This is a genomic window from Pseudoxanthomonas sp. (assembly GCF_036845285.1).
Classification (GTDB): Bacteria; Pseudomonadota; Gammaproteobacteria; order Xanthomonadales; family Xanthomonadaceae; genus Pseudoxanthomonas_A.
In genome coordinates, this window is record NZ_DAIUEE010000015.1 from 1 (window position 1) to 25,238 (window position 25,238).

The window sequence follows — 25,238 nt, forward strand, 5'->3', positions numbered from 1 at the left end:
CGCAGACCACCGCCACCTTGCCGGCCAGCATCACGTCGAGCGCGCGCTTCAGGCCGTCGGCCAGCGACTCGCGGCAGCCATAGAGGTTGTCGAACTTCGACTTGGTGACCGAGTCGTTGACGTTGATCGCCGGGATCAGCAGCTTGCCCTGCTCGGCCAGCTGGTAGAGGCGGTGTACGCCGGTGGTGGTCTCTTCGGACACGCCCTTCCAGTCCTTGACCACGCGGGTCCAGTAACCGGGACGCTCCTTGGCGACACGCTTCAGCAGGTCCTTGATCACCTGCTCCTCGTGGCTGCCCGACGCGCTGTTGACCCAGGTCGTGTCGCCCTGTTCCAGCTCATAACCCTTGTGGATCAGCAGGGTGACGTCGCCGCCGTCGTCGACCACCAGTTCCGGACCGGTCAGCGTGCCGTCGGCCAGGGTGAAGGTCAGCGCGTCGAGCGTGCAGTCCCAGTATTCCTCCAGCGACTCGCCCTTCCAGGCGAACACCGGCGTGCCGGTGGCGGCGATCGCGGCGGCGGCGTGGTCCTGCGTCGAGAAGATGTTGCACGAGGCCCAGCGCACGTCGGCGCCGATGTCCTTCAGCGTCTCGATCAGCACGGCGGTCTGGATGGTCATGTGCAGCGAGCCGGTCACGCGCACGCCCTTGAGCGGCTTGGCAGTGGCGTGCTTGCGGCGGATCGACATCAGGCCGGGCATCTCGTGCTCGGCGATGTCCAGTTCCTTGCGGCCCCAGTCGGCCAGCGAGATATCGGCGACCTTGTAGTCGCCCTCGGTCGAAAACGTGCGTACTGCGTTCATGGCATTGCTCCGGTCTGTGCGATCAGGGTCGCAGGTTGTCCGGGCGCCGTTGCAGGTTCGTTCCACCGAGCCTGGCCGGACTATGTGGAGCGTCTGCACAGGGATATGCAGGCTCTTGCGGAAGGATCCGCACATGTCACGGTCGCAGCGCCCCTCGGCGAAGGGCCGTCATTATATCGCTTGTTCCGGATGAAACGATGGCGCACGCGCCGGCGTGATCGGGTAGGCTCCGGCATGCTGCCTTGCAGCAGACCAATCGTCCTTCGGGACCATACCAATCAAGACCAAACGAACGACGGGAACCACGCCGCGCGCATGAACAGCCCCCGCAGTCTCGAATTCGCTCCCCCCGATGTCCCGCTGCGTGAAGACGTGCGCCGACTGGGCGCACTGGTCGGCGACATGCTGGCCGAACAGGTGTCGCCCGGGTTCCTGGCCGACGTGGAGCGCGTGCGCACGACCGCCATCGCACGACGCCAGGCAGGCGAGCCGCCGCAATCGCTGGCCGGGCTGCTGGACGGGCAGGCGCCGGCGCAGGCCGAGTCGCTGATCCGTGCGTTCAGCACGTACTTCCAGGTGGTCAACATCGCCGAGCGCGTGCACCGCATCCGCCGTCGTCGCGACTACCAGCGCGCCGGCAGTGCGCGACCGCAGCCCGACGGTCTGCACGACGCGCTGTCCAAACTGAAGGAACAGGGCGTGACGCTGGACGAGCTTGCGCAATGGCTGCCGCGCATCGACGTGGAGCCGGTGTTCACCGCGCATCCGACCGAAGCGGTGCGTCGCGCGCTGCTGGAGAAGGAGCAACTGATGGTGGCCAGCCTGATCAACGGGCTGGACGGCACGCGCACGCCGGGCGAACTGGCGACCGACACCGCACGCTTCCGCATGGCACTGACGTCGGCCTGGCAGACCGCCGATTCGTCGCCGGTGCGCCCGGGCGTTGAAGACGAGCGCGAGCACGTGGGCTTCTACCTGATCGAAGTGCTGTACCGCGTCATCCCGGTGCTGTACGAAACGCTGGAAAGCGCGATCACCGAGGTCTACGGATCCGCACCGCAGGTCACCGCGCACCTGCCGCGCGTGTTGCGGTTCGGCACCTGGGTCGGCGGCGACATGGACGGCAATCCGAACGTGGATGCCGGCACGATCACCGCCACGCTGGATGCGCAGCGCCGGTCCATCCTCACGCGCTACCTGAAGGAACTGCGCCAGCTCACCACGCTGCTGAGCCAGTCCAGTTCGATCATCGGCGTATCGCCGCAGGTCGCCGCGCGCGTCGAGGAGTACCGCGCACTGATGCCGGAGGCCGCGAAGAAATCGCGTCCGCGTCATGGCGACATGCCGTACCGGCTGCTCAACGACCTGATGCGGGCGCGCCTGCAGGCCACGCTGGAAGACAGGCCCGAGGGCTATTCCTCGCCGGACGATCTGGCGCACGACATCGACCTGATCCTGCACAGCCTGGAGGCCAACCGCGGCATCCATGCGGGCTGGTTCGCGGTGCGCCGGCTGGCGTGGCGCGTGCGCACGTTCGGCTTCCACCTCGCACGCCTGGACGTGCGGCAGGAGTCCAGCGTGCATGCGCGTGCCGTTGCCGCGGCGCTCGGCGACGCCGGATGGGAAAGCCGGGATGCGGTCGACCGTGCGGCATTGCTCGGTCCGTATGCCGGTGGCGATGCGTCCTTGCCGGCCAGCGGCGAAGAAGGCAACGAACGCCTCGATGCCGTCTTCCGCGCGCTGGCCGATGCGCGTACCCGCCATGGCACCGATGCCCTGGGCACCTACATCATCAGCATGGCGCACAGTCGTGCCGACGTGCTGACGGTGCTGGCGCTGGCGCGGCGCGGTGGCCTGGTCGATGAGGCGGGGCAGGTGCCGCTCGACATCGCGCCGCTGTTCGAGACCATCGACGATCTCGGCCACGGGACCGAAGTGTTGCGCGACCTGCTGGCCGATCCCGTCTACCGTCGGCACCTGGCGGCGCGCGACCACGTGCAGATGGTGATGCTGGGGTATTCCGACAGCGGCAAGGACGGCGGCATCGCCGCATCCCGCTGGGGACTGCAGCGCGCGCAGGTGGAACTGGTCGATGCGGCGCAGGAACTCGGCATCAAGCTGACGTTCTTCCACGGCCGGGGTGGTTCGATCGTCCGCGGCGGCGGCAAGACCACGCGCGCGCTGGAAGCGGCGCCGCGCGGCAGCGTCGATGGCCGACTGCGCGTGACCGAGCAGGGCGAAGTGATCCACCGCAAGTACGGCATCCGCGCGCTGGCGTTGCGGTCCCTGGAGCAGTCCGTGGGCGCCGTGCTGCTGTCGAGCGTGCGGCCGCGCGCACCGGAACCGCGCGAAGCGACGTGGCGCGAGATCATGGCGCTGGTCGCGGAAGAGAGTTCGAGGGCCTACCGGGCTTTCGTGCAGTCGCCGCGCTTCATGGACTATTTCCGCGGCGCCACGCCGATCGACGTGATCGAACGGATGACGCTGGGCTCGCGCCCGTCGCGCCGGCTGGGGCAGGACGCCGCGCTCGGCAACCTGCGCGCGATTCCCTGGGTGTTCGCCTGGAGCCAGGCACGCGCGGTGATCCCGGGCTGGTACGGCGTCGGCACCGGATTGAAAGCGGCCGTGGACGCATACGGCGAGGAGGCGCTGCGCGACATGGCGCGCGACTGGCCGTTCTTCAGGACCTTCCTCGACGACATCTCGATGGTGTTGGCCAAGGGCGACCTGGGCATCGCCGAGATGTACTCGCGCATGTCGGGCGACCTGCATGAGGAATTCTTCCCGCAGATCCAGGCCGAACACGCCTCGGTACTGCGCTGGGTGCTGGCGCTCAACGGCAACGAGTGGCTGCTGCAGCACGACCAGCGGCTGGCGCTGTCGATCCGCCTGCGAAATCCCTACATCGACCCGATCAGCGTGATGCAGGCCGATCTGCTGAAGCGCTGGCGCGACAGCGATCGCGAGGACGACGCGCTGCTGCACGCCTTGGTCGCCAGCATCAACGGCGTGTCGCAGGGCGTGCAGAACACCGGGTGATGTGTGGGATCCCGGTGTGGGAGCGACGTAAGTCGCGATGACGCGTTACGGGTGTTCCATCGCGACTTACGTCGCTCCCACAGCTGCATCATGCAGCGTCAACCATCCAGCTCCGACCAGCGCTGGTAGGCGTGGTCCAGTTCCGCCTGTTTCGCGGCGAGCTCATCGTTCGCGCGTTGCAGGTCGGCGGGGGACTGCTGGTAGTACGCCGGATCGTTCATGGCCTGGGTGCGCTTGGCCACGTCGGTCTCGAGCGCTTCGATCAGGGCCGGCAGCTGTTCCAGTTCGCGCGCTTCCTTGAAGCCGAGCTTGCGCTTGGCGGCGACCGGTTCGGGCTGCTTCGACAGCGCGGGCCTGGCGGGTGTCGCCGAGGATGTGTCCAGTACACGGCGCTGGCGCAGCCAGTCCGAATAGCCGCCCACGTAGTCGCCCAGTTGGCCTTCGCCCTCCAGCACCAGCGTGCTGGTGACCACGTTGTCGAGGAAGTCGCGGTCGTGGCTGACCAGCAGCAGCGTGCCCTTGTAGTCGAGCAGCAGCTCTTCCAGCAGTTCCAGCGTCTCGACGTCCAGGTCGTTGGTCGGTTCGTCCATCACCAGCAGGTTGGACGCCTGGGCGAACAGCTTGGCCAGCAGCAGCCGGTTGCGCTCGCCGCCGGACAGGCGGGTGATCGGCGCGCGCGCGCGCTCGGGCGAGAACAGGAAGTCCTGCAGGTAGCCGATGACATGCTTGCGGCTGCCGTTGATCTCGATGAAATCGCTGCCTTCGGCCACGTTCTCCAGCGCGGTGCGCGATTCGTCCAGCTGGCTGCGGTGCTGGTCGAAGTAGGCGATCTGCAGGCCGGTGCCCAGCTTTACTTCGCCCTGTTGCGGCGCGAGTTCGCCCAGCAGGATCTTCAGCAGCGTCGACTTGCCGGCGCCGTTCGGCCCGATGATGCCGACGCGGTCGCCGCGCATGATGGTCGCCGACACATCGTCCAGCAGCACGCGGCCATCGTAGGCCTGGGTGATGTGCTTGGCCTCGATGACCTTCTTGCCCGAGGATTGCGCCGCCGCGGCTTCCATCTTCACGTTGCCGGACAGGTCGCGGCGTTGCGCGCGTTCGCGGCGCATCGCCTTCAGCGCGGTCACGCGGCCTTCGTTGCGGGTGCGGCGCGCCTTGATGCCCTGGCGGATCCAGACCTCCTCCTGCGCCAGCAGCTTGTCGAAGCGCGCGTTCTCCTGCGCTTCGGCATGCAGGCGTTCTTCGCGCCGGCGCAGGTAGTTGTCGTAGTCGCCGGGCCAACTGGTCAGCTGGCCGCGGTCGATCTCGAGGATGCGCGTGGCCAGCGAGCGCAGGAAGCTGCGGTCGTGGGTGACGAAGACGATGCTGCCGCCGAAGGACTTCAGGAACCCTTCCAGCCAGGCGATCGCCTCGATGTCGAGGTGGTTGGTCGGCTCGTCCAGCAGCAGGATGTCGGGATTGCGCACCAGCGCCTGCGCCAGCAGCACGCGGCGCTTCATGCCGCCTGACAGCGCGGCGAAATCGGTGTCTTCGGGCAGCTCCAGGCGCGTCAGCACCTGCTGCACGCGCAGGTCCAGGTCCCAGCCGTTGCGCGCCTCGATCTGTGCCTGCGCGTCGCCCATCGCCTCCATGTCGCCATCGTGCAAGGCATGGTGGTACAGCGCGAGCAGATGACCGAGGTCGCCCAGGCCTTCGGCGACCACGTCGAACACCGTGCCCTGCGTGTCCTGCGGGACTTCCTGTGCCATGCGTGCGACGACCACGCCGTTCTGCACGCGGATCTCGCCGTCGTCGGGCTTCAGTTCGCCGGCCATCAGCCGCATCAGCGTGGATTTGCCCATGCCGTTGCGGCCGACGATGCAGACGCGCTCGCCGGGTTCGATGGACAGGTCGACGTGTTCGAGGAGGAGCGGCCCGCCGACGCTGAAGTCGACCCGCTGGAATTGCATCAGTGACATGCGCCCATTGTACCGGGCGCGGGTCGGTCACCGGCGGTGTTCAGCCGATCGCGGGTTTCCTGGCGCCAAGCAGGGCCGCATGCCGCAGCTCCATTTCCTCGCGCAGTTCGCGGCGCAGGCGCGCGGCGGCGAAGCGGCGCACTTCGTCCGGCGTCCCCGGCTCCAGCGGTGGCACCGGCGAGGGACGCCCGTCGTCGTCCACGGCCACCATGGTGAAGAAGCAGCTGTTGGCGTGGCGCACGCTCTGCTTGCGGATGTCCTCGGCGACCACCTTGATGCCGATTTCCATCGACGACGTGCCGGCGTGGTTGACCGAGGCCAGGAACGTCACCAGCTCGCCCACGTTGATGGCCTGGCGGAACATCACCTGGTCCACCGACAGGGTGACCACGTACTTGCCCGCGTAGCGGCTGCCGCAGGCGTAGGCCACCTGGTCGAGCAGCTTGAGGATCGCGCCGCCGTGGACCTTGCCGGAGAAGTTGGCCATGTCCGGGGTCATCAGCACGGTCATCGTCAGCTGGTGGCTTTTCAGCGATTCCATGGCGCGCCTCCGCAGGGTGAGGCGCGCAGGCTACCCGATCCCGGACCGCTTGGTCAGCCAGCCCACTGAAAGAAGCGGCTGTGCCAAGTCCGGGATACGCGGATCACCAGTCCGTCGGCTTGTAATCCTTCAGGAACTGGCCCCAGACGTGCTCGCCGGTGTTGAGTCCGTGGATGATCGGGTCGACGATGCGCGCGGCGCCGTCGACGATATCCAGCGGCGGGTGGAAGCGTTCTTCGATGACCTTGCGTGCGGCGATCTCGACGGGATCCTCGTCGGTCACCCAGCCGGTGTCGACGCTGTTCATGTGGATGCCATCGGCCTGGTAATCGGCCGCTGCGGTGCGCGTCATCATGTTGAGCGCGGCCTTGGCCATGTTGGTGTGCGGGTGCTTGGTGGTCTTGAAGTTGCGGTAGAACTGGCCCTCGACCGCGGACACGTTGACGATGTGCTTGTCGCGGTCGGGCGTGCGCAGCATCAGCGGCTTCAGGCGCGCGTTGATGATGAAGGGCGCGATGGCGTTGACCAGCTGCGTCTCCAGCAGTTCCACAGACGGCACTTCGTGCATCAGCAGGCGCCAGGAATTGCGTCCGCGCAGGTCGACCTGCTGCAGGTCCTGGTCCAGGCGGCCTTCGGGAAACAGGTGCTTCTGGCCCAGCAGTTCCTCGGGCAGCAACGGCACCTGCGACAGTTCGGCGGAGCGGCTGAGCCCGGCGGTCTTGCCGATACCATCGATCGAAACCTGCATCGCGGTGGCGTTGGCATCGGGCAGCATGTTGTAGCTGCGCAGGCCTTCGTAGCTGCCCAGCAGCTTCCGCACGTGCTGCGGCGTATCGTTCAGCGCCGCGGTTTCGGCGTCCATCATGTGCGCGTAGAACTCCGGCGGGCGACGCACGGTCTGGCACGCGTTGTTGATGATGAAGTCCAGCCGCGGCAGCTTGCCGACCAGTTCATGGCAGAACGCTTCGACACTGGGCGTGTGGCGCAGGTCCAGGCCGAACACTTCCAGGCGATGGCCCCATTCGCCGAAATCCGGCTCCTGCGCGTAACGCGCGGCGGAATCGCGCGGAAACCGGGTGGTGACGATCAGGTGCGCGCCCGCCCGCAGCAGCTTCAGGCCGGCCTGGTAGCCGATCTTGACCCGGCCACCGGTCAGCAGGGCGACACGTCCGCTGAGGTCGGCCAGCTCGGTGCGCTTGGCGAAATTGAAGTCCGCGCAGGTCGGGCACATCTGGTCGTAGAAGTGGTGGATCAACGTGTACTTCTGCTTGCACACATAGCAATGCAGCAGTTCCGGCGACTCGCGTGGCGCGACGTCGGGCGAGGGCAATGCGGGCGGGAAGTAGTTCGGCGTGGTGAACACCGGCTTCCGGCGCAGTTCGCGGATGCCGGTCTGGTCGAGGATCGCTTCCGCGCGGCGGATGGCCTCGACGTTGCGTTCGCGTTCGCGCTGCTTGGACTTCTGCCGGCGCAGCTTGGGATCGGGCAGGTAGATCGCGGCAATCGCCCGGTGCAGGCGTGCACGTTCCTCGTCCGGACAGCCGTCGAGCAGGGTGCGGTCGGCGGCGATCGACTCCAGCCATTCGAGGGCAGCGCGCACGCGCGCGAGTTCGTCAGCACTGTTCGATGGCGTGTTGGTGGTCATGGCGTCGATCCGTATCCGTGCGGCGGCATGCAGCATGCCTGCACGCCGCAAAAAAACACGGGCCGCATCGCTGCGACCCGTTGTCTTCGCCCCAGTCGTCTCCCGCAGGCGGGAGAGGACGGAGAGAAGCGGCTTACTTCAGCTTGGCGTCCTTGCGGAGCGCTTCGGCGCGGTCCGTCTTCTCCCAGGAGAAGGCGGTCGCGGTGTGCTTCTTGCCGGCGGCGTCGACGTAGGAGATCTCCTTCGGCTTGCGGCCGAAGTGGCCGTAGCTGGCGGTCGGCTGGTAGATCGGGTGCTCCAGGTCCAGCATCTTCGTGATGCCGTACGGACGCAGGTCGAAATGCTTGCGGATCAGCTTCTCGATCACGTCGTCGCCGACTTTGCCGGTGCCGAACGTGGTGACCGAGATCGAGGTCGGCTCGGCCACGCCGATGGCGTAGGAGACCTGCACTTCGCACTTGTCGGCCAGGCCGGCGGCCACAATGTTCTTGGCCACGTAGCGCGCGGCATAGGCGGCCGAACGGTCGACCTTCGACGGATCCTTGCCCGAGAACGCGCCGCCGCCGTGGCGGGCCATGCCGCCGTAGCTGTCGACGATGATCTTGCGGCCGGTCAGGCCGCAGTCGCCCACCGGGCCACCGATGACGAACTTGCCGGTCGGGTTGATGTGCACCTTGTTCTTCGGCAGCGCGTCCAGCCACTTCTTCGGCAGCACCGGCACCAGGATCTCGGCGCGCACGGCTTCGATCAGGTCCTTCTGTTTGATGTCCGGATCATGCTGGGTCGACAGCACCACGGCATCGAGGCCCAGCACGGTGTTGCCGTCGTAGCGCAGGGTGACCTGCGACTTGGCGTCGGGGCGCAGCCACTTCAGCTTGCCCTTCTTGCGCACCTTGGCCTGCTGTTCCACCAGGCGGTGGCTGTAGTACAGCGGGGCGGGCATGAATTCCGGCGCCTCGTTGCAGGCGTAGCCGAACATCAGGCCCTGGTCGCCCGCACCCTGTTCTTCCGGCTTCTTGCGGTCGACGCCCTGGTTGATGTCGGGCGACTGCTTGCCGAGCATGTTGATGATGGCGCAGGTGTGGCCGTCGAAGCCGACGTCCGAATTGTCGTAGCCGATGTCGTTGATGACCTTGCGGGCCAGCGACTCGATGTCCACCCAGGCGGTGGTGGTGACTTCGCCGGCCACGATGGCGGCGCCCGTCTTCACCAGCGTCTCGCAGGCCACGCGTGCGCGCTTGTCCTGGGCCAGGATGGCGTCCAGCACGGCGTCGGAAATCTGGTCGGCGATCTTGTCCGGATGGCCTTCGGAGACCGATTCGGAGGTGAACAGGTAGCTGGACATCGGGCTTATATCCTTTGATTCGGATGAAAAGATGGGCGCGCATGATACACGCCGGGAACGGTGCGTGCATTCTGCGCCGTTCAGGGTTGCAACCGGGTTAAGGGCGGGCCGGCCGCCGTTGTCACCGGACTGCCAGAAAACGGACACGGCGCTGTCGCCGGCCGGGCGCAGCCTGCGCGGCGACACCCCGCCGGCAGCCCTTGCCCATGCGCCCGCTGGAACAGCAGATCACCGAACGTTATCCCCACTGGTTCCGAGGCCGTCGCGCCAGGCTGACCCGGCCGCTGCTGCGCACGCTGGGCCGCTGGTCGAAGCTGGACCAGGCCTACGCCTTCCTGGCCGACCATGGCCATCTTCAGGGCCTCGCCTTTGTCGAGGCCGCCATCGATCACCTCAACCTGCGGACGAATGCCGATCCGGCGGGGGAGCGGCGCATCCCTGCGCAAGGCCGGCTGCTGATCGTCGCCAACCATCCCTCCGGCGCGCTGGATGCGCTGGCGCTGCTGCAACTCGTGGGCCGCGTGAGGCAGGACGTGAGGATCGTCGCGAATGACGTCCTCATGGACATCACGCCCTTGGCCAACCTGCTGCTGCCGGTACGGATACTGGGAGGCAAGCCGAGTGCGGACAGCGTGCGCGCGGTGGAGCAGGCGCTGGAAGCCGAGCAGTGCGTGATCGTGTTCCCGGCCGGCGAAGTCTCGCGGCTGGGTCCGCGCGGGGTGCGCGATACGCGCTGGCGACGCGGCTTCCTGCGCTTCGCGCGCACCACGGGCACGCCGGTGCTGCCGATCCGCGTACAGGCGCGCAATTCACCGTTGTTCTATGGCGCGTCGGTGTTGTTCAAGCCGGCAGGGACCGCGCTGCTGGCGCGCGAGATGTTCCGCCGCAGCCAGCGGCGCCTGCAGCTGCATGTCGGGCAGGTGCTGCGCGTGGACGCGGAGGAAGATGCCGCATCCGTGATCGAACGCGTGCGCACGGCGCTGTATGCGCTCGGACGACCCGGCGGGGCATCGTCGCCGGATCCCGCCGACACCGCCGAACCCCTGGTGGCGGCGTTGGCGCCCGAGGCGCTGGAAGCCTGCATCGACGCGCTGGACGTACTGGGCCAGACCAGCGACGGCAAGCGCATCTGCGTGGGCCGGCTGGCCGGCGGTTCGCCACTGCTGCGCGAGATCGGCCGCCTGCGCGAATTGACCTTCCGCGCGGTGGGCGAGGGCACCGGCAAGCGCATGGATGTGGATGCCTTCGACACCTGGTACGAGCACATCGTGCTATGGGATGCCGCCCAGCGGAAGATCGCGGGCGCCTACCGCATCGCACGCGGCGCGCCCGTACTGGCGGCGCAGGGCCTGAGAGGCCTCTACACCGCCTCGCTGTTCGACTACGCCGACGACGCGCTGCCGCGCCTGGCGAGCGGCATGGAACTGGGGCGCAGCTTCGTGGTGCCCGAGTACTGGGGCAGCCGCAGCATCGATTACCTGTGGCAGGGCATCGGCGCCTATCTGCGCCGGCATCCGGGCGTGCGCTACCTGTTCGGTGCGGTGTCGATGAGTGCCGCCTTGCCCGCACATGCGCGCGAACGCATCGTCGCCTACTACACGCACTACTACGGGGACGCGTGCAGCAACGCCAGGCCACGGCACCCGTTCCAGTACGCGGCCACGCCGCTGTCGTTCGAGGCGCTGGATGCCGACACCGGATTCCGCGTGCTCAAGGCCAACCTGGACACGCTGGGGGCGACCGTGCCGATGCTCTACAAGCAGTACACCGACCTGTGCGAACCCGGCGGCGCGCGTTTCCTCGCGTTCGGTGTCGACCCGGATTTCAGCGACTCCATCGACGGGCTGATCGAAGTGGACCTGCACCGCATCCGGCCGAAGAAGCGCGAGCGCTACCTGGGCGATGCCTGGCGTCCGGTGGAGGCCGTGGCATGACCTCCCGGGCCGCGCCATCGCCGATGCGGCGCGCGGTCTTCGTCTCCGACGTCCACCTGGGGTCCAAGCACTGCCACGCAGCGGAGTTCGCCGACTTCCTCGCGCGATTGCAGTGCCGGCGGCTGTACCTGGTCGGGGACATCGTCGACCTGTGGTGGATGGCGCAACGGCGCGTGTCGTGGGACGCGGCCCATAACCGCGTGGTGGAAGCGCTGCATGCGCTGGCGCGCAACGGCACCGAGCTGGTCTACGTTCCGGGCAACCACGATCGCCCGATCCGCCGCTTCTGCGGCCTGATGCTGCCGGCCATGCAGGTGCGCCGACGCGCCATCCACACCACGCTCGACGGCCGTCGCCTGCTGGTCACGCATGGCGACGACTACGACGGCATCACCCATTTCGGCGGACTGCAGGAAAAGTTCGGCGACTGGCTGTACTACCGCATCCTCACCGGCAACCGCCTGACCAACCAGCTGCGTCGCCGGTTCGGCCTGCGCTACTGGTCGCTGGCCGAATACCTCAAGCGCCAGAGCGATGCGGCCGAGCGCTACATCGCCCGCTTCGTGCAGGCCGGCCTGGACGATGCACGCCGCCGTGGCCTCGACGGCATCGTCTGCGGCCACATCCATCGTGCCTCGCTGCTGCAGCGCGATGGCCTGGTGTACGCGAACGACGGCGACTGGGTCGAAAGCCTGACCGCGCTCAGCGAGGAGGCGGACGGCACGTTGTGCCTGCTGTCGCACACCGGCAAGGTGCTCGGCGAAGTGGCACCGCGGCTGCGCCTGGTGCCGCAGGACGCACAACGCGCCGCGTGAGGAAAGGCGCCAGCGGCTGCTAGGATCGCCGCATGGATTCCCTCAGCCAGATCGTTCTCGGCGGCGCCGTCGCCGCTGTCATCGCCCCCGCCGGTCACCGCCGTGCCGCGCTGCTCGCCGGTGCCGCGCTCGGTACGCTGCCCGATCTCGACAGCCTGCCGATCGCGCTGTTCTCGGACAATCCGGTCACGCTGATGACGGTGCACCGCAGCTTCAGCCATTCGCTGTTCGTGCTGCCGCTGGTGGGCTGGCTGATCTGGTGGCTGTTCAAGCGCTTCGGCAACGGACGCGTCGCGGCCTCACCGGTGCGCTGGTTCTGGGCGATCCAGCTGGCGCTGGTGACGCATCCGCTGCTCGACGCCTTCACCGTCTACGGCACGCAGCTGTGGTGGCCGCTGAGGCCGGCGCCGACCATGTGGTCCAGCGTCTTCATCATCGATCCGCTGTACACGGTGTGGCTGCTGGTGGCGTGTGTCGTCGCGTGGTGCCTGCGCGAGCGGGTCGCGGCACAGCGTGCGCTGGCGGTTGGCTTGGTACTGAGCAGCGCCTATCTCGGCTGGTCGCTGCTGGCCAAGTCGATGGTCGACCGCGAAGCGGAGCGGACACTGGCCTCGATGGGCTTGGGCGACGCGCCTTACTTCTCGGTGCCGATGCCGTTCAACACGTTGCTGTGGCGCGTGGTGGCGATGACGCCATCCGGCTATGTCGAGACGGAACGCTCGGTACTGGCCGACGACGGCCCGCTGCAGTTCCGTGGTTACCCGTCCAACGTGCAAGCACTGCGCGAAGCGGCCGCGGTGCCGGCCGTGCGGCGGCTGTCGTGGTTCAACCGTGGCTTCATGCGCGCGCAGGTGCAGCAGGGGCAGTTGGTCCTGTCCGACCTGCGCATGGGCATGGAGCCGGACTACAACTTCCGCTTCAACGTGGCCGAGCAGCGCGAAGGACGCTGGCAGGCCATCGCGCCGGTGCAGGCGCCCTGGTCGATGCCGATCGCCGGCTGGGACGGCGTGCGCCAGCTGCTCGCGGTGATGTGGCACCGGATCCGGCATCCTTCGCCCGTGCCGATACGCACCATGCTGGGCGACAGCGTGGTGCCGCCCGCGCCGCGGCAGGACGCGGGCCAGGTCGCGCCGGCTCAGTAAACCGTCGCGCGCGCCTGCACGAAGGCGTAGAAGAACACCGCGTCGGGATCGTTCTGCACGTCGTGCATTTCGCGGCGCATGCCATCGACCACGTCCTGCGTCACCCGGCCCGCCTCCATCAGCGAATCGGCCGCCGACAGCAGCAATTCTTCCCAGAACGCGATCATGTCCTTGCGCCGTGCCGGCTCGCGGTTGTCGAGGTGCACCGTCTTGATCTCGGTCGCCACGTCGCGGTAGCCGCCCGCCAGCAGCAGGTTGCCGAGCTTGGCGCCGATGAAGGGATCGCCGCCGTTGTCGTACTGGAAGTCGTTGAACGCCATCCAGTAGCGCCACGTGTTGGGCGAGTAGGGATGCAGCAGGAACGAGGAGTTCATCACCTCGGTGATGTAGATCGGCGAGCCCGGCGCCAGCACCCGGCGGACTTCGCTGAGCACGCGCGCGGGGCTGGGGACGTGCTCCAGGACCCAGCACAGGAAGGCCGCGTCGAAGTCGCGCGCGCCGAACGGCAACCGGCCGGCATCGGCCTGTTGCAGGCTGTAGCGGTCGCGGCACCACGGCATCGTCGCGAGGTTCTGCTTCGCGGCCTGCAACTGCAGCTCGCTGAGGTCGACGCAGCTGACATGCACGTCCGGGAAGCGCCGCAGCAGAATCTCGGTCTGCGCGCCGACGCCGCTGCCGACTTCCAGCAGCCGGCGCGCGCCGGTGTAGTCGACGTGGTTGAAGATCGTGCTTTCCAGCAGGCGGGCCTGCTTCATCAGGCGGGCCTGTTCGACCGACGAGAAGCCGTGGAGATAGGCGGGACTTTCGTTCGTCTCGGACATGGCGCGTATCCCTAGGCGGCGGCGGGCAACACCGGCGTGACGCCGGCGATCAGGGCATCGAAATAGTCGCGGGTCAGCCGCACCTGGTCGTCCGCGCTCTCCGCGCGGTTGACCACGGCGCGGAAGGCGAGGTTCTCCGGACGATCCTTGGCGTACCAGCCCAGGTGCTTGCGCGCGATACGCACACCCTGGGGTTCGCCATAGAACGCGTGGAGCGCATGCAGGTGCGCCAGCAGGATGTCGCGCACCTCGGACACCGTGGGCGGCGGCAAGTAGCGGCCGGTGGCGAGGAAGTGCGCCACTTCGCGGAAGATCCACGGCCTGCCTTGCGCGGCGCGGCCGATCATCACCGCATCCGCGCCGGTGTCCGCCATTACCTGCGCCGCCTTGTCCGGGGAATCGATGTCGCCATTGGCGACCACCGGAATGCGCAGCGCGGCCTTGATCGCGGCGATGGTCCCGTATTCCGCCGTGCCGGCGTAGTGCTGGTCGCGCGTGCGGCCATGCACCGCCAGCGAGGCGATGCCGCTTTCCTGCGCGATGCGCGCGATCTCGGGGCCGTTGCGGTGGTCGCAATCCCAGCCGGTGCGGATCTTCAGCGTCACCGGCACGTCGACGGCTTTCACCACGGCTTCCAGGATGCGGCCGACCAGCGCTTCGTCGCGCATCAGCGCCGAGCCGGCCCAGGCGTTGCAGACCTTCTTCGCCGGGCAGCCCATGTTGATGTCGATGATCTGCGCGCCATGGTCGGCGTTGTAGCGCGCCGCGTTAGCCAACTGCTCCGGCTCGGTGCCGGCGATCTGCACGCTGACGGGGCTGGGTTCACCCTCGTGGTCCATGCGGTGCAGGGACTTGGCGGTATTCCAGAAGCGCGGATCGCTGATGGTCATTTCCGACACCGCCAGGCCCGCGCCCAGCCGCTTGCACAGCAGGCGGAACGGCTTGTCGGTGACGCCGGCCATGGGGGCCAGCATCACCGGTGGGTCGATGCGGTAGGGGCCGATCTGCATGGCGGCATTATCCGCCGCCCGCTCGGGCGGGGAAACCGTCCGCGGCTACTCGCCGTGGCGGGCGATCAGGTCGGCGCGCGTCGGCATCGCCAGTGCGGCACCCGCCCGTTCGGTCGACAGTGCCGCGTAGCGGTTGGCGAAGCGCACGTGGTCCGCGAAAGCCGGCAATGCGGCTTCCGCCAGCGAGGCCGCCAGCGCGCCGTTGAATGCGTCGCCCGCGCCCGTCGTATCGACGACCGTCGCCGACTCTGCCGCGACGCGGTAGTGCGGGCGCGCGTCGCCGCGCAGCGTTTCTTCAGGGTGCGACACATACACGCCGGTCGCGCCCAATGTCACCACCACCGTGCCGTGCGGGAACAGTTGGCGGCAATGCTGGTGCAGGGTGACGCCGTCGAGCGTGGCCACGTCGTCGGCGCTGATGCGCTCGCCGAGATGACGCGCGAGCAGGGCGGCGAATTCGGTTTCGTTGGGCGTGACGACGTCGGCGTGCGCGAGCAACTCGGTGGTCGTGGCGGCGTTGGCGGGCGCAGGGTTGAGCACCGTCGTCGCGCCATGCTGGCGTGCGGCCTGCAGCACCGCCAGTACGGTCTCCGCCGGGGATTCCAGCTGCGCAAGCACGACGCCGGCCGCCGCGAAGGCCTCGGCGTGGGAACCGGCATGCTCCGTCGACAGGGCGGCATTGGCGCCGGCGCCGATCACGATGGTGTTGCGCCCGTGCGCATCCACGTAGATGCCGGCGGTACCGGTGGGTTCGTCGCTGTCCTGTGCGCGCAGGTCCAGCCCGTCGGCCTTCGCCAGCTCGCGCGCGAGCCTGCCACCGGCATCATCGCCCAGCGCGCAGACGAACGTCGTCGCCACGCCTGCACGCACCGAGGCGATCGCCTGGTTGAAGCCCTTGCCGCCCGGGCCGCTCGCATAGCGACCGGCGATGGTCGCGCCGGCGGCGGGCAGGGCATCGCAGCGCCAGACGTGGTCGACGTTGAAGGAACCCACGACGACAACGCGGGGCAGGGTGGCAGGAGGCGTGTTCATGCGGTGGTACCTGAGGTCCGGACCGCAGCAGCGCTGCGGTCACGGGAAGGAAACGGAGACAGGGGGACCTGGGCGGCCGTCGGCCGCCGTGTCCGGGTCAGCCGAAGTGCGACAGCACGCCGGCGATGGTGGCCGTCATCAGCGTGGCGATGGTGCCGCCCAGCACGGCGCGCAGGCCGAACCGCGCCAGGTCCGAACGCCGCTCCGGTGCCAGGCCGCCGATGCCGCCGATCTGGATCGCGATGGAGCTGAAATTCGCGAAGCCGCACAGCGCATACGTGGCGATGAGACGGCCTTCGTCGGTCAGTGTGACGCCGGGCGTCTGGCCGTTCACGATGCCGGCCAGTTGCAGGTAGGCGACGAACTCGTTGATGACGACCTTCTGGCCGATCAGCGAACCGACGGTCGTCGCATCCTGCCACGGCACGCCGATCACCCACGCGATGGGCGCCAGCAGGTAGCCGAAGATGGCGGCCAGGTCGGTGGGCTTGCCGATGGCGGCAGCCAGGCCGGTCACTTCACCCAGCCACGTCAGCGGCCAGTTGAGCAGCGCGATCAGGGCGATGAAGGCCAGCAGCATCGCGCCGATGTTCAGCGCCAGCCGCAGGCCGTCGCCTGCGCCCGCGGCCGCGGCGTCGATGATGTTGCTGGACGTCTTCTCGACTTCCATCTTCACCGTGCCACGGGTCAGCGGCGTGCCGGTTTCGGGGATCAGCAGCTTGGCCACGACCAGCGTGGCCGGCGCGGCCATGATCGATGCGGCCAGCAGGTGCTTGGCGTAGAAGGCCTGCTGCTCCGGATCGCCGCCGCCCAGCATGCCGACATAGGCCGCCAGCACGCCGCCGGCGATGTGCGCCATGCCGCCGATCATCATGGTGATCAGCTCGGACTCGGTCATCTTCGGGATGTACGGGCGCACCGTCAGCGGTGCCTCGGTCTGGCCGATGAACACGCTGGCGCAGACGCTGGTCGTTTCCGCGCCGGACACCTTCATCACCTTGGTGATCGCCAGCGCCATGATCCGCACGACGAACTGCATCACCCCCAGGTGATACAGCACGCCCATCAGCGCGGCGAAGAAGATGATGGTCGGCAGCACCTGGAACGCGAAGATGAATCCGTAGGTCTCGGTATTCATCAGGCTGCCGAAGATGAAGCTGGAGCCGGCGTTGACGAAGCTCAGGATCTTGACGAACCCATGGCCGAGCCAGTCGAACACCTCGCGCCCGCCCGGCACCAGCAACACCAGCGCGGCGAAACCGATCTGCAGGGTGATGCCGGTGGCGACCAGCTTCCAGTCGATCGCCCGCCGGTTGTTGGAAAACAGCCAGACGATGCTCACCAGCACCGCAAGACCGAACAGGCCGAAGCCGATCCGCCCCAAGACTTCCAGCATGTATTCCCCCAGACCTTGCCTGTTGTTCTGACCGGGCAGTCTAGCAGCGCACGGCCCGGTCCCGGCCGTTCAGCCAACCCCGCGCCAGCCCACCCAGATCGCCAGGGCGAAGAACACCACGGCCGCCAGCGTCCGTGCGAGCTTCAGCGGCAACTTGTCGGCGAACCGGTGGCCCAGCCACACCACCGGCAGGTTGGCCAGCAGCATGCCGATGGTGGTGCCGACGACCACCTGCCACAGCGGGGAATACTTGGTGGCCAGCAGGACGGTCGCGACCTGGGTCTTGTCGCCGATCTCGGCCAGGAAGAACGCGATGGTGGTGGCGATGAAGGCGCCATGGGCCGGGAGCTTTTCGTTCTCGTCCAGCGTGTCCGGCTTCAGCGTCCACAGCGCCACGGCCAGGAAACTGCCCGCCACCAGCCAGCGCAGCACTTCGGGAGACAGCCACTCGGTCAGCTCCGCGCCCAGCCAGGCGGAAATGGCGTGGTTGACCACGGTGGCGGCCAGGATGCCCCAGGCGATCGGCCAGGGCTTGCGGTAGCGAGCCGCCAGCAGCAACGCGAGCAACTGGGTCTTGTCGCCGATCTCGGCCAGGGTGACGGTGCCGGTGGACACCAGCAGGGCGTGCAGGGATTGCATCAACAACTCCGGGGCCAGGCATTCGCGTTGTGCGCGAAGGCAAACGACGCACTGCCCGGCCCGGGTAAGCGCGACGCCTGCCTTCGGTCTTGCCCGGCGAAGCGGATCGCTTCGTCCCGCGCACCATGGTCGGCTGACCAAGTGTGTTGACGCGCGGACCCCGTCAGGACGGGTGGGCTACTCCCCGGAGGAGGAAAGTGCGCGCATTTTACGGAGGTGATGAAGGGAATGGCGGAGTCATTCTCATTTGCCCGGGCGAAGATCGCGCAGGTGTTGACTCGCAAATAAGAATCATTATCATCAATGGCGTTCCTCCCTGGAGCCCTCCGATGATTTCGAACGTCACTGCATTGCCCCTGGCCGACACGCCGACGCTGCGCGAGCGCCTCTCACTGCCGCCCATCGCCGTCCGCGACGAGGATGTCCTCGACAGCGGCACGCTGCTCAAGGGACAGCGCGAAGTGCTGATCCGCCATGGTGACCGGGTCTACCGCCTGCGCCACACCAGCAACGACAAGCTGATCCTCACCAAGTAATACGTCGCCTCGCCAGTTGTGGCGGAGCAGCCGCCGCCGCTCGTCGCGGCGGCAACACACACTCCACCGGGCGCCAGCCAAGGATCCACCGGCCGCCAGCTTTCCGGGTTCACTCAAACCACAGGACTGCTGCAGTCATGATCCGCCCCACGCTGCTCACCGCGGCCGTGTGGCTGGCCCTTGCCGGCCATGCCCATGCCGAAACTCCCGCCGACGCCGCTTCCGCCAGGGAATTCGACCGCGTCCAGGTCACCGCCACCCGCACCGAGCGTGCCGTGGTGGATGTTCCCAACACCGTCAGCGTCATCGACCGCGAACAACTGGACGATCAGCTGATCCGCGATATCAAGGATCTGGTGCGTTACGAACCAGGCGTCACGGTGACGTCGAGCTTCGGCCGTTTCGGCCTCGGCGGCTTCCGCGTCCGTGGGCTGGAAGCCAACCGCGTGCGCATCCAGACCGACGGCATCGCCGTGTCGGATGCATTCTCGATCGGCAGTTTCTCCAATGCGAACCGCAACTTCATCGACCTGGACACGCTCAAGCGTGTCGAGATCGTCCGCGGCCCGTCCAGCGCGCTGTACGGCTCGGATGCGCTGGGTGGGGTGGTGTCGTTCATCACCAAGGACCCTTCCGATTATCTGGAGGAGGGCAAGGACGCCTACTTCGGCTTCCGCCTGGGGTACGACAGCAGTTGGAGCGGCCTGCTGGGCGGCGCGACGGCCGCCTTCGGTGGCGCGCGCTGGAGCGGACTGGTCAACGTCAGCCACCGCCAGGGCAAGGAAACCGAGAACCAGGGCAGCGTCGGTGGCACCGGGAGCGCGCGTACGCGGCCCAATCCGCAGGCGCGCGATGGCCGCAGCCTGCTGGGCAAGCTGGTGTTCGCGCCCGACCAGAACCAGCAGTTCACCCTGACGGTCGAGGGCAACGAAGACACCACCGATACCGACCTGCTGAACCAGCGCGGCCTGCAGCCGCTGACACGGGCCACCAATACGTCGGTCACCGCGCGCGATCACCAGACGCGCGCCCGGCTGGCGTTCTCGCACGCGTGGAACGGGCTGGAATCCGCATTCGCCGACAGCCTGGACTGGCAGGTGTACCGGCAGGACAGCGAGACCACCCAGTACACCCGCGAGGAACGCACCCTGCCGGCGCCGACGCTGCGCGACATCCGCGAGCGTGAGTTCAATTTCGACCAGCGGACGTACGGCCTGCAGGCCAACGTCCGCAAGGCCTTCGGCGACGGCGTGCGCCACGAACTAGCGTACGGCATCGATCTTTCGCGTGCCGAGACGCGCCAGAAGCGGGACGGCCTGCGCACGTTTCCGCTGACCGGCGCCAACACGCCGGTGATGCTGCCGGATGTCTTCCCGGTGCGCGACTTCCCGATCAGCGAAACCACCACGGCCGCGCTGTATGTGCAGGACGAGATCAGCTTCGCCGACGGCACGTTCCGCCTGGTGCCGGGCCTGCGCGTGGACCACTACCGTCTCGATCCCGAACAGGATGCGATCTTCGGCGGCGACAACCCGGGTGTCGTGCTGGCCAACATCCGCGAGACCAGTGTCTCGCCGAAGCTGGGCATGGTGTGGAAGTTCGCCCCGGACTGGTCGCTGTTCGGCGGCTACGCGCGCGGCTTCCGCTCGCCGCCGTACAACGACGTCAACATCGGCTTCACCAACGTGCAGTTCGGCTATACCGCCATCGCGAATCCGGATCTGAAGCCGGAGACCAGCGACGGTCTGGAATTCGGTGCGCGGTACGCGGGCGAGGCGGTCTACGCCAGCCTGTCCGGGTACTACAACCGTTACGACGACTTCATAGAGTCGATGCGTTTCATCGGTTTCAACGATGACGGCCTGATGGTGTACCAGTCGCAGAACGTGGCGGAAGCGCAGATCCACGGCGTCGAGCTGAAGGCCGGTGCCGACCTCGGCGCCTGGTCCCGGGCACTCGAAGGCTGGTCGCTGCGCGGCGCGGCGGCGTGGTCGCGCGGCAAGAACCGCACCGAGGATGTGCCGCTGGACAGCGTCGATCCGCTCACGGCCACGCTGGGCGTCGCCTACGACGCCAAGGCGTGGGGCGCGGAACTGGCGGGCCGGTTCGTTGGCCGCAAGGACCGCGTGTCCGCCGAGGCGTACTACCGGCAGCCGGGCTATGGCGTGCTGGACCTGTACGCGCACTGGAACTTCGCGCCGGGCGCCAAGGTGAACATCGGCGTGCTGAACCTGGCCGACAGGACGTACATCGACGCCGGCGACATCGCCCTGGTGTCCGCCGCCAGCACGACGCTGGACCGCTACACCTCGCCCGGCCGCACGCTGTCGGCCAGCCTGTCGGTGAGCTGGTAGCGCCATGGCGACGCTGCGCGCACTCCCGGGCACGATCACCGGCGCATCTCAGGACGCGTTTCCCGCCGCTACGCAATTGGCGGCATTGGGGCCGGTGCTGTGCCTGTACCGCACGCAGCAGGGAAGCGAACTCGCCGGGTGGCAGCAGGCGGTGCGGGTGGAAGCCCACGCCGGCGTCGACAGCGATGGATTGGACGAGCGCCTGCTGTTCTTCGACGCGCAGGGACGCTGCTGCTGGCGCCTGTGCCTGTTGCCGGACAGCGACTTCGTCGCCTGGGACCGTCTGGTGGCGTCATTGCCGGCAGGCGTCGACGGCGAAGCCGGTGGGCTAGCCGATCGTCTGTGGCAACGGCTCGCCGGGCGTCTGCTCGGCGGGCAGTGGCGCGCCTGCGCCCTGCAACTGCACGCGGTGCCACGGCCCGCATCGTTGCCGGTGCTCGCGGCCAGCCTGTCGCTGATGTCGCCGCTCGGCGTCGCCACGTCGCGACGCATCGCCCAGGCCGAAGGCGCCGAGCTGGAGAGCGGGCTGCACGATTGCTGCTGCGAGCAGTCGTCCCGTTTCGCCGCCGCACACCTGGAACAGAACCACGAAGCGGGCGACCAGGTCGTGCCGCTGATCAGACTTCAGTAAAGAGAGAGCCTCCATGAAAGCGCCGGTCGCCATCCCGCTGTCCATCCTCATCCTTGCCTGTTCCACGTCCGCCATGGCTGCTGCGGATCCCGTCCGCGACCGCCAGTCCATCCTGGCGATGCAGGGCGACTACGCCGTCGATTTCGCGTTCGACGAAACCGTGCTGCTGCAGCCCGGCTATGAACGCCAGCCGGCGATGCGCAGCGGTGGCGACGAGACGGTGATCGTCGTCGAGGACACGCCGGCGCGCATCGTGCTGCAGCACATCCTGGTGGACGCGAAGAGCGGCCACGTGACCAAGCACTGGCGCCAGGACTGGTTCTACGAGGCGCCCACGCGCTTCGAGTTCACCGCCGACCAGACCTGGCACGTGCGCACGATTCCCGCCGATGCAACGCGTGGCGCCTGGACGCAGTGCGTCTATGAAGTCAGCGATGCGCCGCGCTACTGCGGCACCGGCCGCTGGGACTACAGCAACGGCGTGGCCACATGGACCAGCGACCTGAGCTGGCGGCCGCTGCCGCGCCGCGAGTACACCAGGCGCAGCGACTACAACGCGCTGTCGGTGGTCAACCGCCACACGCTCACGCCGAACGGCTGGACCCACGAGCAGTTCAACACCAAGGTGCTGCGCAAGCCCGATGGCACGCAGGTGGAACTGGCGCGCGAGTTCGGTTTCAACGATTACCTCAAGACCACCGGCGTCGACTTCACGCCCGCGCGCGACTACTGGCAGGCCACGGCCGGCTATTGGGCCAAGGTGCGCGCGCACTGGAACGGCTTCCTGTCGAAGCCGCCGGGCGTGCATCTGAAGACCAAGGTCGACGGCATGGCGATGATCGTTCCGCTGTTCACCCAGGCCGGCGATGTGCAGGACGGCAAGCCGGTCGCGGATGCCGCGATCGCCAAGGTGTTCGCGGACTGGGTGGAACCGGCGCCGACGGAAGCGAAGCCCCCCGCAGGCACCTCCCGCTGATCGCTCTCTCCGGCACACGGATGTGCCTTCTTACAAAAAAAAGACCCCCGCGCAGGCGGGGGTAGGGGATTCATGCGGTCTCTCTTCTAATAATGCGTGTCAGAGCAGGGCGCCACCCTTGCCTGCGGCCGGCGCAGGGGGTGCGGGAGGTGCTGGAGGCTGCGGGGCGTCGCCGACGCCGTCCTCGAAGGTCTGCACCTTCCCGTCCTGGTCGATGATCATCACGCGGCGCTTCTCGACGATGGTGGGTGCCTGGCCCGCGCCGACGGCGACACGCGGCTTGACGGTGACCCGCGAGGTTGCGGGAAAGCGGAATGCCGCCGCTTTGGGTACCGATACCGTACTGGTCCGCGTCTGCCGGTCGCGCAGGTACTCCACGGCGACCTTCGCGTCTTCCGGTTTGTCGCGCAGCAGCTGCGTGACGTCGCGGGGCGTCGCCACGGGCGTGCCATCCACCTTGCGGATCACGTCGCCTGCCTGCAGGCCCGCCAGTTCGTCGCCGACGGACAGGACCAGGACGCCTGTGTCGGTGCCGAAGTAACGTCCCAGCGAAGCATCGACCGTCGCCAGGTTGAGGTTGCTCCAGCGGAATGCCTCGGCCAGTGCAGGCAGGCGGCAATCCTCGCCCTTGCAATCGCCAAGCCTGCCGAGCTGGCGGAGTTCGCGCTGCACGTCGGGTGAGATGACGTTGGTGATCTGGCCGAGCGGCACGGGAACGCCGTCGATCTGCGGCATGCCGCCTTCGCCCGTCTGGAAGAAGAAGCTTCCAGGCGCCTGGCCGGCCAATGCGACGCGCGGCGATACCCGCGTGGCGACGACATCCGCCTCGTGCGCCTTGCCATCGCGCTGGTAGGTAACCCGCACGGTGGCGTCGGTCTTGAGATCGGACAGAAGGTCGCGGGCATGCGCGACGCGCACTTCGGCGGTGTCGCCGTCGACGGGTGTGCCGGCCACGCGCAGCAGGCGGTCGCCCGCCTTGAGCCCCGCCTTGGCCGCACCGCTTTCCGGTGTCACGCCGGTGATGCGCACGCCCGTCGCGTCGTCGCCGGACAGCAGGACGCCCAGGCGTGGCCGGCTGACGATGATCTGGTCGATATTGATCGGCGTGCGCAGGTGGCCGGCGTCGCGCGAGAGTTCGGCCACGCGCTTCGCCGCGCGCTGCAGGTCCGCGCGGGCGTCGTCGAGTTCCTTCTGCTTGCCGGCATCGGCCTGCTGCGCGAGCGCCGGCAGGGACGCGACCAGCGCGAGGACCAGCAGCGAGCGTGAAAGGGGTTTGAACATCGGGGATCTCCTCGTGGTGGTTCCGGATCAGTAGATGGCGCTGTAGGCGCCGTCGTCGTTCAGCGCGACCTGCCAGCGTTGGGTGGCTTCCACGCCGGTGAGTTGGCGCAGGGTGTCGACGCGTTGTTCCCACAGCGCGGTACGGGTGACGTCCGGCAGTGCCGGTTGCGAGAGCGCCAGGTCGATGTGGGTCACCTGGTCCTCCAGTTCGGCACTGACCGCGAGCGCAGCGACGTTGCCGGCGCTGCTGTCGGGCAGTTGCGCGAGCACGGCTTCGAGCCGCGCGGATTCGGTATAGAGCGCATCCAGCCGGGTTGGCGCGGCGCGCTCCGCGGCGCGGCGGACCCGCGGCGTCGCGGCCACCCTGCCGGGCGCCGATGTTTCCGGCGCGATGGGTGGAGCAGAAGCCGGGGTGGCGGTCTCGATGGCGGTCGCTGGCGGGGTCGTGGAAGCGCCGGTCGTGGCGACCACGTTGGGCGAACGCTGCAGCGGTGGCGTGGTTTCCACGGCGCGCCAGTGCATCAGCGGGATCACGGCCGCGAAGAACGCCGTCGCCACCAGCGCCAGCGCCGGACGATGCCAGCGCACGGTGCGGACGGGTGCCCGCATGGGCGGCAGCGCGGCGGCGACGCGCTGCCAGCCGTGCTCGGGGGGCGCTTCCAGCGGAACGGCGCCGAACGCGTCGCGCCAGTCGCGTGGCATCGGCTCGCGGGTACGGGAATCAGGCATGGACGGTTTCCTCGATCTGCAGCAGCGCCCGCAGCCGGCGGGTACCGCGCGAAAGTTGCGACTTGGAGAAGCTGGGCGTGCGCTGCATCAGTGCGGCGATTTCGTCATGGGTGTAGCCCTCGGCGTGGTACAGCCACAGCACGCTGCGGGTGGCGGCGGGCATCGCCTCCAGTGCGCGCTGCAGCAGGGCGGCATCTGCCGCGGCAGCGGGGGGCAGGCCACGGTCTTCCGGCAGGTCGTCTTCGTCCACCGCGATCTCGGCGACCAGGCGCTTCTGCCGGCGCAGACGCAACAGCGCCTCGTTGACCGCGATCTGCCGCAGCCAACCCCAGAACGGACAGTCGGCACGGTAGTCCGGCAGATGGTGGAACAGCTTCAGCATGGTCTCCTGCAGCACGTCGCCGGCGTCCTCGCGATCACCGCAGATGCGCAGCGCCAGCGTGAACACCGGTCGCTCGAAGCGCCGGTAGATCTGCTCGAACGCATCCCGGCACCCGGTGCGCGCACGGGCGACCAGGCTGTCTGGAATGTCGATGGCTAACTGCGATCGGCTCACGCGCAAGGATTCTTCGGACGGTCCAAGGTAGGGATGCAGCAGAGGGCAATACCGTC

General features: G+C 68.0%; 21 protein-coding genes and 1 riboswitch. Of the genes, 8 read left to right on the plus strand and 13 right to left on the minus strand.

The genetic code is table 11. The features are described 5' to 3' along the window. The coding region (locus V7060_RS15825; protein ID WP_334180210.1) for an adenosylhomocysteinase at positions 1 to 802 on the minus strand (802 nt) is incomplete at its 3' end. Positions 803 to 836: 34 nt separating this feature from the next. Beyond that, positions 837 to 964, minus strand: a riboswitch (S-adenosyl-L-homocysteine riboswitch). Positions 965 to 1,117: 153 nt separating this feature from the next. On the opposite strand from V7060_RS15825, the gene ppc reads away from it, so the two are divergent. Then, positions 1,118 to 3,841, plus strand: coding sequence for a phosphoenolpyruvate carboxylase (gene ppc, locus V7060_RS15830; protein WP_334180211.1), 2,724 nt, complete (start codon positions 1,118 to 1,120; stop codon positions 3,839 to 3,841). 98 nt (positions 3,842 to 3,939) lie between these two features. On the opposite strand, the gene V7060_RS15835 is transcribed toward ppc, so the two are convergent. From V7060_RS15835 to metK, 4 genes are all read right to left on the minus strand, one after another. Next, complete coding sequence (locus V7060_RS15835; protein WP_334180212.1) at positions 3,940 to 5,799, minus strand: ATP-binding cassette domain-containing protein; 1,860 nt, start codon at positions 5,797 to 5,799, stop codon at positions 3,940 to 3,942. Between the two features lie 40 nt (positions 5,800 to 5,839). Then, positions 5,840 to 6,340, minus strand: coding sequence for an acyl-CoA thioesterase (locus tag V7060_RS15840; RefSeq protein WP_334180213.1), 501 nt, complete (start codon positions 6,338 to 6,340; stop codon positions 5,840 to 5,842). Between the two features lie 103 nt (positions 6,341 to 6,443). Beyond that, positions 6,444 to 7,985, minus strand: coding sequence for an SDR family oxidoreductase (locus V7060_RS15845; RefSeq protein WP_334180214.1), 1,542 nt, complete (start codon positions 7,983 to 7,985; stop codon positions 6,444 to 6,446). Positions 7,986 to 8,118: 133 nt separating this feature from the next. Then, positions 8,119 to 9,330, minus strand: coding sequence for a methionine adenosyltransferase (metK, locus tag V7060_RS15850; RefSeq protein WP_334180215.1), 1,212 nt, complete (start codon positions 9,328 to 9,330; stop codon positions 8,119 to 8,121). 206 nt (positions 9,331 to 9,536) lie between these two features. On the opposite strand from metK, the gene V7060_RS15855 reads away from it, so the two are divergent. Genes V7060_RS15855 through V7060_RS15865 form a run of 3 tightly spaced genes read left to right on the plus strand, consistent with a single transcriptional unit; the run spans position 9,537 to position 13,221 of the window. Next, positions 9,537 to 11,264, plus strand: a complete 1,728-nt coding sequence (locus V7060_RS15855; RefSeq protein WP_334180216.1) for a GNAT family N-acyltransferase — start codon at positions 9,537 to 9,539, stop codon at positions 11,262 to 11,264. Further along, positions 11,261 to 12,079, plus strand: coding sequence for a UDP-2,3-diacylglucosamine diphosphatase (locus tag V7060_RS15860; protein ID WP_334180217.1), 819 nt, complete (start codon positions 11,261 to 11,263; stop codon positions 12,077 to 12,079). The genes V7060_RS15855 and V7060_RS15860 overlap by 4 nt, the downstream gene beginning before the upstream one ends. A 32-nt stretch (positions 12,080 to 12,111) precedes the next feature. Then, positions 12,112 to 13,221, plus strand: a complete 1,110-nt coding sequence (locus V7060_RS15865) for a metal-dependent hydrolase (protein WP_334180218.1) — start codon at positions 12,112 to 12,114, stop codon at positions 13,219 to 13,221. Here V7060_RS15865 and V7060_RS15870 read toward each other — a convergent pair. The 5 genes from V7060_RS15870 to V7060_RS15890 form a co-directional block, all read right to left on the minus strand. Then, positions 13,215 to 14,042, minus strand: a complete 828-nt coding sequence (locus V7060_RS15870; RefSeq protein WP_334180219.1) for a methyltransferase domain-containing protein — start codon at positions 14,040 to 14,042, stop codon at positions 13,215 to 13,217. The two genes, V7060_RS15865 and V7060_RS15870, sit on opposite strands and share 7 nt — an antisense overlap. Positions 14,043 to 14,053: 11 nt before the next feature. Beyond that, positions 14,054 to 15,052, minus strand: a complete 999-nt coding sequence (dusB, locus tag V7060_RS15875; RefSeq protein ID WP_334180220.1) for a tRNA dihydrouridine synthase DusB — start codon at positions 15,050 to 15,052, stop codon at positions 14,054 to 14,056. Between the two features lie 45 nt (positions 15,053 to 15,097). After that, on the minus strand, positions 15,098 to 16,063 hold the full coding sequence (locus tag V7060_RS15880) for a ribokinase (protein WP_334180277.1): 966 nt from the start codon (positions 16,061 to 16,063) through the stop codon (positions 15,098 to 15,100). Positions 16,064 to 16,181: 118 nt separating this feature from the next. Next, positions 16,182 to 17,480 (minus strand): nucleoside transporter C-terminal domain-containing protein, encoded by a 1,299-nt coding sequence (locus V7060_RS15885; protein ID WP_334180221.1) that lies wholly within the window; start codon positions 17,478 to 17,480, stop codon positions 16,182 to 16,184. Between the two features lie 69 nt (positions 17,481 to 17,549). After that, a complete protein-coding gene (locus V7060_RS15890; RefSeq protein ID WP_334180222.1) occupies positions 17,550 to 18,119 on the minus strand; it encodes a TMEM165/GDT1 family protein in 570 nt (189 codons plus the stop codon). Positions 18,120 to 18,448: 329 nt separating this feature from the next. Here V7060_RS15890 and V7060_RS15895 point away from each other — a divergent pair, with 329 nt between their 5' ends. The 4 genes from V7060_RS15895 to V7060_RS15910 all read left to right on the plus strand — a co-directional run bounded on the left by V7060_RS15895 (position 18,449) and on the right by V7060_RS15910 (position 22,616). Further along, complete coding sequence (locus V7060_RS15895; protein WP_334180223.1) at positions 18,449 to 18,655, plus strand: hemin uptake protein HemP; 207 nt, start codon at positions 18,449 to 18,451, stop codon at positions 18,653 to 18,655. A 137-nt stretch (positions 18,656 to 18,792) separates the two neighbouring features. Beyond that, entirely contained in the window at positions 18,793 to 21,009 is a 2,217-nt protein-coding gene (locus V7060_RS15900; protein WP_334180224.1) for a TonB-dependent hemoglobin/transferrin/lactoferrin family receptor, read from the plus strand. 4 nt (positions 21,010 to 21,013) lie between these two features. Then, entirely contained in the window at positions 21,014 to 21,640 is a 627-nt protein-coding gene (locus V7060_RS15905) for a Hemin transport protein (protein WP_334180225.1), read from the plus strand. Positions 21,641 to 21,653: 13 nt separating this feature from the next. Next, positions 21,654 to 22,616 (plus strand): DUF6607 family protein, encoded by a 963-nt coding sequence (locus V7060_RS15910; RefSeq protein ID WP_334180226.1) that lies wholly within the window; start codon positions 21,654 to 21,656, stop codon positions 22,614 to 22,616. A 99-nt stretch (positions 22,617 to 22,715) separates the two neighbouring features. Here the strand turns inward: V7060_RS15910 and V7060_RS15915 are convergent, their stop codons facing one another. Genes V7060_RS15915 through V7060_RS15925 form a run of 3 tightly spaced genes read right to left on the minus strand, consistent with a single transcriptional unit; the run spans position 22,716 to position 25,182 of the window. Next, positions 22,716 to 23,897, minus strand: a complete 1,182-nt coding sequence (locus V7060_RS15915) for a PDZ domain-containing protein (protein ID WP_334180227.1) — start codon at positions 23,895 to 23,897, stop codon at positions 22,716 to 22,718. A 27-nt stretch (positions 23,898 to 23,924) separates the two neighbouring features. After that, complete coding sequence (locus V7060_RS15920; protein WP_334180228.1) at positions 23,925 to 24,626, minus strand: hypothetical protein; 702 nt, start codon at positions 24,624 to 24,626, stop codon at positions 23,925 to 23,927. Further along, entirely contained in the window at positions 24,619 to 25,182 is a 564-nt protein-coding gene (locus V7060_RS15925; protein WP_334180229.1) for a sigma-70 family RNA polymerase sigma factor, read from the minus strand. Before V7060_RS15925 ends, V7060_RS15920 begins: the two co-directional genes overlap by 8 nt. Between the last annotated feature and the right edge of the window lie 56 nt (positions 25,183 to 25,238).

Bases quoted from the DNA above. Each gene is read 5' to 3' on its own strand.
- V7060_RS15910 (WP_334180226.1), top strand. From the start codon at position 21,654: ATGAAAGCGCCGGTCGCCATCCCGCTGTCCATCCTCATCCTTGCCTGT.
- V7060_RS15920 (WP_334180228.1), bottom strand. From the start codon at position 24,626: ATGCCTGATTCCCGTACCCGCGAGCCGATGCCACGCGACTGGCGCGAC.
- V7060_RS15905 (WP_334180225.1), top strand. From the start codon at position 21,014: ATGGCGACGCTGCGCGCACTCCCGGGCACGATCACCGGCGCATCTCAG.
- V7060_RS15915 (WP_334180227.1), bottom strand. From the start codon at position 23,897: ATGTTCAAACCCCTTTCACGCTCGCTGCTGGTCCTCGCGCTGGTCGCG.
- V7060_RS15845 (WP_334180214.1), bottom strand. From the start codon at position 7,985: ATGACCACCAACACGCCATCGAACAGTGCTGACGAACTCGCGCGCGTG.
- V7060_RS15885 (WP_334180221.1), bottom strand. From the start codon at position 17,480: ATGCTGGAAGTCTTGGGGCGGATCGGCTTCGGCCTGTTCGGTCTTGCG.
- ppc (WP_334180211.1), top strand. From the start codon at position 1,118: ATGAACAGCCCCCGCAGTCTCGAATTCGCTCCCCCCGATGTCCCGCTG.
- V7060_RS15870 (WP_334180219.1), bottom strand. From the start codon at position 14,042: ATGTCCGAGACGAACGAAAGTCCCGCCTATCTCCACGGCTTCTCGTCG.
- V7060_RS15840 (WP_334180213.1), bottom strand. From the start codon at position 6,340: ATGGAATCGCTGAAAAGCCACCAGCTGACGATGACCGTGCTGATGACC.
- metK (WP_334180215.1), bottom strand. From the start codon at position 9,330: ATGTCCAGCTACCTGTTCACCTCCGAATCGGTCTCCGAAGGCCATCCG.
- V7060_RS15860 (WP_334180217.1), top strand. From the start codon at position 11,261: ATGACCTCCCGGGCCGCGCCATCGCCGATGCGGCGCGCGGTCTTCGTC.
- V7060_RS15835 (WP_334180212.1), bottom strand. From the start codon at position 5,799: ATGTCACTGATGCAATTCCAGCGGGTCGACTTCAGCGTCGGCGGGCCG.
- V7060_RS15895 (WP_334180223.1), top strand. From the start codon at position 18,449: ATGATTTCGAACGTCACTGCATTGCCCCTGGCCGACACGCCGACGCTG.
- dusB (WP_334180220.1), bottom strand. From the start codon at position 15,052: ATGCAGATCGGCCCCTACCGCATCGACCCACCGGTGATGCTGGCCCCC.
- V7060_RS15865 (WP_334180218.1), top strand. From the start codon at position 12,112: ATGGATTCCCTCAGCCAGATCGTTCTCGGCGGCGCCGTCGCCGCTGTC.
- V7060_RS15890 (WP_334180222.1), bottom strand. From the start codon at position 18,119: ATGCAATCCCTGCACGCCCTGCTGGTGTCCACCGGCACCGTCACCCTG.
- V7060_RS15855 (WP_334180216.1), top strand. From the start codon at position 9,537: ATGCGCCCGCTGGAACAGCAGATCACCGAACGTTATCCCCACTGGTTC.
- V7060_RS15900 (WP_334180224.1), top strand. From the start codon at position 18,793: ATGATCCGCCCCACGCTGCTCACCGCGGCCGTGTGGCTGGCCCTTGCC.